8 protein-coding genes are annotated in these 8,037 nt (G+C 68.3%); 4 read left to right on the top strand and 4 right to left on the bottom strand.

The genetic code is table 11. From position 1 onward, the window contains the following. Window positions 1–2,753: pyruvate carboxylase (locus B4E30_RS16105; RefSeq protein ID WP_286796244.1), on the bottom strand; the 2,753-nt coding region annotated here is incomplete at its 3' end. Window positions 2,754–2,823: 70 nt separating this feature from the next. On the opposite strand from B4E30_RS16105, the gene B4E30_RS16100 reads away from it, so the two are divergent. Both B4E30_RS16100 and B4E30_RS16095 read left to right on the top strand, forming a co-directional pair. Continuing rightward, window positions 2,824–3,633 (top strand): ParA family protein, encoded by an 810-nt coding sequence (locus tag B4E30_RS16100; protein WP_071043691.1) that lies wholly within the window; start codon window positions 2,824–2,826, stop codon window positions 3,631–3,633. 80 nt (window positions 3,634–3,713) lie between these two features. After that, window positions 3,714–3,962, top strand: a complete 249-nt coding sequence (locus tag B4E30_RS16095; protein WP_286717264.1) for a hypothetical protein — start codon at window positions 3,714–3,716, stop codon at window positions 3,960–3,962. 4 nt (window positions 3,963–3,966) lie between these two features. On the opposite strand, the gene B4E30_RS16090 is transcribed toward B4E30_RS16095, so the two are convergent. From B4E30_RS16090 to B4E30_RS16080, 3 genes are all read right to left on the bottom strand, one after another. Next, a complete protein-coding gene (locus tag B4E30_RS16090; protein ID WP_071043693.1) occupies window positions 3,967–4,512 on the bottom strand; it encodes a MerR family transcriptional regulator in 546 nt (181 codons plus the stop codon). A gap of 89 nt (window positions 4,513–4,601) precedes the next feature. Then, window positions 4,602–5,294 (bottom strand): MerR family transcriptional regulator, encoded by a 693-nt coding sequence (locus tag B4E30_RS16085; RefSeq protein WP_071043694.1) that lies wholly within the window; start codon window positions 5,292–5,294, stop codon window positions 4,602–4,604. Beyond that, window positions 5,294–5,797 (bottom strand): FHA domain-containing protein, encoded by a 504-nt coding sequence (locus B4E30_RS16080; protein ID WP_194383306.1) that lies wholly within the window; start codon window positions 5,795–5,797, stop codon window positions 5,294–5,296. Before B4E30_RS16080 ends, B4E30_RS16085 begins: the two co-directional genes overlap by 1 nt. 141 nt (window positions 5,798–5,938) lie before the next feature. On the opposite strand from B4E30_RS16080, the gene B4E30_RS16075 reads away from it, so the two are divergent. Further along, a complete protein-coding gene (locus B4E30_RS16075) occupies window positions 5,939–6,598 on the top strand; it encodes a copper resistance CopC family protein (RefSeq protein WP_228480758.1) in 660 nt (219 codons plus the stop codon). 10 nt (window positions 6,599–6,608) lie between these two features. Further along, a complete protein-coding gene (gene lpdA / locus B4E30_RS16070) occupies window positions 6,609–8,006 on the top strand; it encodes a dihydrolipoyl dehydrogenase (protein ID WP_194383307.1) in 1,398 nt (465 codons plus the stop codon). Window positions 8,007–8,037 lie beyond the last annotated feature (31 nt).

Here is an 8,037-nt window from a genome sequence, read left to right as displayed (position 1 = left end):
TCTCCGAGCTCGCCCGCCATGAATCCGACGACGGAATCCGGCACGTCGTATTTCTCGGGATGCGCTTCGAAGTCGGCCGGATCGGCTTTGACAGCGGCCAGGTGCAGTGCCAGGTCGCCGACGACCTTCGACGACGGGGTGACCTTGGGGACGCGCCCGAGGATCGCGTTCGCGGCCGCGTACATGTCTTCGATGAGCTCGAAGTCCTCCGCCAGTCCCAGCGCGATCGCCTGCTGGCGCAGGTTCGACAGCTGCCCGCCCGGGATCTCGTGGTGGTACACGCGCCCCGTCGGTCCCGGCAGCCCCGATTCGAACGGCGCGTAGAGGTTGCGGACCGCCTCCCAGTAGGGTTCGAGGTCGTTCACCGCGTCGAGCTCCAAGCCCGTGTCTCGCTCGGTGTGGGCGAGCGCGGCCACCAGGGCCGACAGAGACGGCTGGCTCGTCGTGCCCGACATGGGAGCAGCGGCGGCGTCGACGGCGTCGGCTCCGGCGGCGCTGGCGGCGAGCAAGGTCGCGAGCTGCCCACCCGCCGTGTCGTGCGTGTGGACGTGCACCGGGAGATCGAAGCGCTCACGCAGTGCCGACACGAGCTTCGCCGCGGCGGCGGGGCGGAGCAGCCCCGCCATGTCCTTGATCGCCAGAACATGAGCACCGGCCTCGACGATCTGGTCGGCGAGCCCGAGGTAGTAGTCGAGAGTGTAGAGATCCTCTGCCGGATTGAGCAGGTCACCGGTGTAGCAGACGGCGACCTCGGCGATTCCCGTTCCTGTCGCGAGCACCGCGTCGATCGCGGGGCGCATCTGTGCGACGTCGTTGAGGGCGTCGAAGATGCGGAAGACGTCGATGCCCGCGATCGCCGCCTCCTGGACGAATGCGTCCGTCACCTCTGTGGGGTACGGCGTGTAGCCGACCGTGTTGCGACCTCGCAGCAGCATCTGGATGGCGACGTTGGGCAGCGACGTCCTCAGCTTCTCCAGGCGCTCCCACGGGTCCTCGCTGAGGAAGCGCAGGGCGACGTCGTAGGTGGCCCCGCCCCACGCCTCCACCGACAGCAGCTGCGGCGTCATGCGGGCGACGTAGGGTGCGACGGCCAGAAGATCCTTGGTGCGCACGCGCGTGGCGAGCAGGGACTGATGCGCGTCGCGGAAGGTCGTGTCCGTCACGCCGAGAGCGGTCTGCGCGCGCAGTGCTCGCGCGAACCCCTCGGGGCCGAGCTCCTGCAGTCGCTGTCGCGACCCGGCAGGGGCGGCAGACCCCAGGTCGATCCCGGGCAGTTTCTGACGCGGCTCCACGGTGACCGGATTCGAGCCATGCGGCTTGTTGACCGTGGTGTCGACCAGCCAGTTGAGGATCTTCGTTCCGCGATCCTTCGATTCCCGCCCCTTCAGCAGCTCCGGGCGCTCGTCGATGAACGACGTGCTGATGTCACCGGCGATGAAGGAGGAATCGTCGAGCACCGCCTGCAGGAAGGGGATGTTCGTGGAGACGCCGCGGATGCGGAACTCGGCGAGAGCGCGACGCGCGCGCAGGACCGCGGCCCCGAAATCGCGCCCCCGACACGTGAGCTTGGACAGCATCGAGTCGAAGTGCGGGCTGACCTGAGCACCGGCCGCGGTCGTGCCGCCATCCAGTCGGATGCCCGCCCCTCCCGGGGAACGGTATGTCGTGATCTTCCCGGTGTCGGGACGGAATCCCTGCGTCGGATCCTCGGTGGTGATGCGGCACTGGAGCGCAGCACCCCGAAGGTGGATCCGATCCTGCGCGAGACCGAGGTCGTCGAGCGACTGGCCCGACGCGATGCGCATCTGAGACTGCACGAGGTCGACGTCGGTGACCTCTTCCGTGACGGTGTGCTCGACCTGGATGCGCGGGTTCATCTCGATGAACACGACCTCCCCCGCGCGCGGACCGGCCGTCTCCAGGAGGAACTCCACCGTCCCGGCGTTCTCGTAGTCGATGGACTTGGCGAACGCGATCGCATAGGCGTGCAGCGCTGCCGCCACCTCGGGGTCGAGGTTCGGCGCGGGCGCGATCTCGATCACCTTCTGATGACGACGCTGCACCGAGCAGTCGCGCTCGAACAGATGGACCGTGTGTCCGGACTTGTCGGCGAGAACCTGCACCTCGACATGGCGCGGGCGCTGGACGGCCTGCTCGAGGAAGACCCGAGCGTCGCCGAATGCGCTGCCCGCCTCGCGCATCGCCTCGGCGATCGCGGGAGCGAGCTCCTCCCGGGACGCGACGCGACGCATGCCGCGGCCGCCTCCGCCGGCCACCGCCTTCACGAAGATCGGGAATCCGATGTCGTCGGCCTGCGCCAGCAGGACGTCGACGTCGTCGGATGCGGGCGTCGAGCGGAGCACCGGCACGTCGGCGGCGATGGCGTGCTCCTTCGCGGTGACCTTGTTTCCGGCCATCTCGAGCACCCGGGCCGGCGGTCCGATGAAGACGATGCCGTTCGCCGCGGCCTTCTCCGCCAGCTCCGGATTCTCCGACAGGAAGCCGTAGCCCGGGTAGATGGCGTCGGCTCCCGACTCCTTCGCGACCCGGATGATCTCGTCGACGTCGAGGTAGGCACGGACGGGATGGCCGGGCTCTCCGATCTGATAGGCCTCGTCGGCCTTCAGGCGATGCAGGGAGTTGCGATCCTCATACGGGAAGACGGCGACGGTCCTCGCTCCGAGTTCGAACGCCGCACGGAAAGCGCGGATGGCGATCTCACCGCGATTGGCTACCAGGATCTTTCGGAACATGCGCACCTCGCTGAGCATGGCGGATCGGTCGAGTGTGCTCTCAGCCTAGGGGACGGTAACGTAGTGCCTCGTGCACGTACTCTCCGTCAGTTCCCTCAAGGGCGGGGTCGGAAAGACGACGGTGACCCTCGGGCTCGCCTCGGCTGCGTTCGCCCGCGGCGTTCGCACCCTCGTCGTCGACCTCGACCCGCAGTCCGACGTGTCTACGGGCATGGACATCCAGGTGGCGGGCCGCCTCAACGTGGCCGACGTCCTCGCCAATCCGAAGGACAAGGTCGTCAAACAGGCGATCACCGCCAGCGGCTGGGCGAAGGTGCACCCCGGCACGATCGACGTGATGATCGGCAGCCCGTCGGCGATCAACTTCGACGGCCCGCACCCGAGCGTCCGAGACGTGTGGAAGCTCGAGGAGGCACTCGCGACGATCGAGGCCGAGTACGACCTCGTGCTGATCGACTGTGCACCGTCGCTCAACGCCCTGACGCGTACCGCGTGGGCGGCCAGCGACCGCGTCGTGGTCGTCACCGAGCCCGGCCTGTTCTCGGTCGCAGCCGCGGACCGGGCACTTCGTGCGATCGAGGAGATCCGCCGCGGCCTCTCCCCGCGGCTGCAGCCGCTCGGCATCGTCGTCAACCGCGTGCGCCCCCAGTCGATCGAGCACCAGTTCCGCATCAAGGAATTGCGCGACATGTTCGGACCGCTGGTCCTCTCTCCCCAGCTGCCCGAACGCACATCGCTCCAGCAGGCGCAGGGCGCCGCGAAGCCGCTGCACATCTGGCCGGGCGACTCCGCGCAGGAACTCGCCGCCGACTTCGACGCGCTGCTGGATCGCGTCATGCGGATCGGCCGCATCCCGGCCCCCGCGCAGGGCGCCTCCTGAGCCGCCGGATCTGATTCGCGGCCGATGAGAGCGCTCCGCTCTACCGTCTCACCTACGCCGCCACAGCCGCCGGCGAACGGATGTTCTCGGCTGAGCTGGATGCGGCCGCCGCAGACCAGCCCTTCTGGGGTGCCCGCCTCGCGGTCGAGCACCTCGGGCCCACGCCGATCCGCGCGTCACGACTGACCACCCGACGCGCGCGTCACGCGCTGGCGAGCTTGGATACCTATCGCGCCGCTGTCGGTGCCGCTGCCGAGCGCATGCTCGCCGAAGACGGCACAGGTAAAGCCGTCGATGTTCTCGAGGGGATCGTCGGGACGGGACGGTGATCGATCACGCCGTGCGGGCCGCGCGACGCGCCGCGAGCTCATCCATCTGATCGGGCACCTGCGGGTCGAACTCGACGAGAGTCGACTCGACCTCCCGCAGAACCTTGCCGACCGCGATCCCGAACACGCCCTGACCGCGACTGACGAGGTCGATCACCTCGTCGCTCGAGGTGCAGAGGTAGACCGAGGCCCCATCGCTCATGAGGGTGGTGCCGGTCAGGTCCCGGATGCCGGCGGCACGCAGCTGCTCGACAGCCGTGCGGATCTGCTGGAGCGAGATGCCGGTGTCGAGAAGTCGTTTGACGAGCTTGAGGACGAGAATGTCGCGGAAGCCGTAGAGCCGCTGCGAACCCGATCCGGATGCGCCCCGCACGGTGGGCTCGACGAGTTCGGTGCGTGCCCAGTAGTCGAGCTGTCGGTAGGTGATCCCGGCCGCGCGGGCGGCGACGGCTCCGCGGTACCCGACCTCGTCGTCCATCTGCGGCAGACCGTCGGTGAAGAGCAGATCGGTCACGAAAGCGGGTTCGCCACTCGCCTCGAATGCGCCCATCCGCATCTCCTCCCGATCGGTTATCCCCAACGCTAGATCAGCCGAGCGCGCCGGGCAACGACATCCGCTCCTCGCGCTCGGCGTGTCGCTCAGGTCAGCAGTCGATCGAGGGCGGCGCGCAGGTAGACGCCGCGCATCTCGTCGAGTCGACGCGCGAGCTCGGGGGCGATCTCACCCGCACGCCCGCGGGATGCCGCATCGGTGCGGCGCAGCAGCGGAGCCAGCGCCGACTCGATCAGCGCAGCATCACGCTCGGCACCCTGCCGCAGCGCGCGCACGTGCCTCGGCTCGATGCCGTGCCGGTGCAGAGCCACCAGCGACTTCAGCAGCGTCACCGTCTGCTCGGAGTAGGTCTCGGCCCCGTGGACGACGCCGGTGCCGATCGCGTCGTTGAGCAGCTGAGCGGGGCACCCCGTCACGGACAACAGCTCCTCGCGGCGGTACCGGCGCGGTCCGGCGACGATCGGTGCCGCATTGACCGAGGTCGGCGGGGCCGGCTCGCGCCCGGCGTCGAGCTCCACGAGATAGTCGCGGATCACGCTCAGCGGCAGGTAATGGTCGCGCTGGAGCGTGAGGGCGAGGCGAAGACGCTCGACGTCGTCGTGGGAGAACTTGCGGTAGCCGGACTCCGTGCGCACCGGTGTGACGATGCCCTGGACCTCCAGGAATCGCAGCTTGCTGGAGGTGAGGTTCGGAAAGTCCGGGGCGAGTCGCGCGAGCACCTGGCCGATGCTCAGAAGGCCCGCGGACGGCGTGCGTTCGCGGGCTGATGCGGGAGCCATCAGGCTTCCGTGGCCGGCAGGTCTGCCGGAGACACGAAGAAGTTCAAACGGAACTTGCCGACCCGCACCTCGGCGCCGTTGTCGAGCCGCGCTCGGTCCGCTCGTTCGCCGTTGACGTAGGTGCCGTTCAAGGAGCGCTGATCGACGAGTTCGAAGACACTGCCCGAGCGGGTGATCTCCGCGTGACGACGTGAGACGGTCACATCGTCGAAGAAGATGTCTGCTTCGGGATGGCGACCGACGGTGGTGACATCGGAATCGAGCAGATAACGCGCCCCCGCGGTGGGTCCGGATCGCACCAGCAGCAGTGCGGAACCCGTCGGGAGCGCTTCGATCGCCTCGAGCTCGGTCTCGCTCAATTCGCTGCCGAAGGGAACATAGGACAGATCGGAATCGTGCCCGAACGTCTGGGTGGTGTCGTTCGATGCGGGCCGGTCGGCGGCGTCACCCGGTCGTCCGGCCCGGTGAATGTCGTCCGGTTCCGGGCGGCGGTATTCCTCCACGGTGGTCCTCCCTCTCCGATGACCCAGCGTAGCCGATCGGCACCCCCGAAAACCGCGCTCGGTGCGCGAAGGGGGGTACTCGAAACTACTCAGAAACGCCCCGCCGTGTCGAGTCCGGAACCCGCGGGTAGTCTCGGGCGGGTGACGTATTCGATCGCCCGCCGACTCCGCATCCTCCTCACCGCCCTGACCGCCGTGCTCCTCGCCGCCGCGGCGGTGTTCGTGGCGACCCCCGCGCACGCTCACGACGAGCTCATCTCCACAGATCCCGACGCCGACAGCACGGTCGAGGTGCTCCCCGACCAGCTCACCCTGACCTTCAGCGGCGTGCTGTCGACCGAGCCCGGCGCGACCGAGGTGGCGGTCATGGACGCCGACGGCGCATCCCTGACCGATGGCGAGCCCGAGGTGGTCGAGACCACCGTGACGCAGCCGCTCATGGATGCAGCCACCGGCACGATCACGGTGCAGTGGAAGGTCGTCTCGTCGGACGGTCACCCGATCTCGGGCGAGTACTCCTTCCAGGTGGCCGAACCTCAGCCGACACCCACGCCGACTCCGACCGCGACGACCACGGAGTCCACCCCGGCCCCGACGCAGACGGTCGAACCTTCGCCGACGGAGACCCCGGCGCCTGCATCGGACGTCTCGCCGAGTGTCCCGTGGGTCATCAGCGGGATCATCGCGATCGCCATCATCGCCGCGGTCGTGTACCTCGTCGCAACGCGCCGCCGCACACCGCCGAGCGAGCCGGGTTCGCCCGAGTCCGGGCCGCGATCCGCCGGACCCGCCGAGCGATAGGCTTGGGGTCATGCCTCACTACGACGTCGTCATCCTCGGCGCGGGTCCCGGCGGGTACGTCGCGGCCGTGCGCGCATCCCAGCTCGGCAAGTCCGTCGCGATCATCGAAGAGAAGTACTGGGGCGGTGTCTGCCTGAACGTCGGCTGCATCCCCTCGAAGGCGCTGCTTCGCAACGCCGACCTCGCCCACACCTTCACCCACAAAGCCGACCTGTTCGGCATCTCGGGCGACGTGTCGTTCGACTTCGGCGCGGCGTGGGATCGCAGCCGCAAGGTGGCCGAGACGCACGTCAAGGGCATCCACTACCTGATGAAGAAGAACTCGGTGACCGAGTACGACGGTCGCGGCACGTTCGTCGACGCGAACACCATCGAGGTCGCGACCAGCGACGGGTCGTCGGAGCGCGTCACCTTCGACAACGCGATCATCGCCACCGGGTCGACGGTGCGCCTGCTGCCGGGTGTCGAGCTCAGCGAGAACGTCGTCACCTACGAAGAGCAGATCCTCGCCCGCGATCTGCCCGAGTCGATCGCGATCGTCGGCGCCGGCGCCATCGGCATGGAGTTCGCCTACGTGCTGACGAACTACGGCGTCAAGGTCACCATCATCGAGTTCCTCGACCGCGCCCTGCCGAACGAGGACGCCGAGGTCTCCAAGGAGATCGCTCGCCAGTACAAGAAGCTCGGGGTCGAGATCCTCACCTCCACCAAGGTCGAGTCGATCACCGACCACGGCGACAAGGTCACCGTGGCCTACACGGGCAAAGACGGCGCCGCAGGCTCCATCGACGCCGGCAAGGTTCTCATGTCGATCGGGTTCGCCCCCAACGTCGAGGGATACGGTCTGGACAAGACCGGGGTGAAGCTGACAGAGCGCGGCGCCATCGAGATCGACGACTACATGCACACCAGCGTGCCCCACATCTACGCGATCGGTGACGTCACCGCGAAGCTGCAGCTCGCCCACGTCGCCGAAGCCCAGGGCGTCGTGGCGGCCGAGACCATCGCCGGAGCGGAGACGATGGCTCTCGGGGACTACCGCATGATGCCGCGCGCCACGTTCTGCTCGCCGCAGGTCGCCAGCTTCGGGCTCACCGAGCAGCAGGCACGCGACGAAGGATACGACGTCAAGGTCGCGAAGTTCCCGTTCAGTGCCAACGGCAAGGCGAACGGGCTCGGCGAGGCCGTCGGGTTCGTCAAGGTCGTCGCCGACGGCGAACACCTCGAGCTCCTCGGGGCCCATATGATCGGCCCCGACGTCTCCGAGCTCCTGCCGGAGCTGACGCTCGCGCAGAAGTGGGATCTCACCGCTCTCGAAGCAGCCCGCAACGTGCACACGCATCCGACGCTCTCCGAGGCGCTCCAGGAGGCCTTCCACGGCATCGCGGGTCACATGATCAACATCTGACCTCACGGAAGAAGGTGCGGAGGCCTCGGGC

The sequence above is a fragment of the Microbacterium sp. UBA3394 genome, assembly GCF_002358725.1.
GTDB lineage: Bacteria > Actinomycetota > Actinomycetes > Actinomycetales > Microbacteriaceae > Microbacterium > Microbacterium luteum.
This window is presented reverse-complemented; position numbering and strand designations above follow the sequence as displayed.

Excerpts from the sequence above, each read along its gene's own strand:
- lpdA (WP_194383307.1), top strand. The coding sequence starts at position 6,609 with ATGCCTCACTACGACGTCGTCATCCTCGGCGCGGGTCCCGGCGGGTAC.
- B4E30_RS16090 (WP_071043693.1), bottom strand. The coding sequence starts at position 4,512 with ATGGGCGCATTCGAGGCGAGTGGCGAACCCGCTTTCGTGACCGATCTG.
- B4E30_RS16095 (WP_286717264.1), top strand. The coding sequence starts at position 3,714 with ATGTTCTCGGCTGAGCTGGATGCGGCCGCCGCAGACCAGCCCTTCTGG.
- B4E30_RS16085 (WP_071043694.1), bottom strand. The coding sequence starts at position 5,294 with ATGGCTCCCGCATCAGCCCGCGAACGCACGCCGTCCGCGGGCCTTCTG.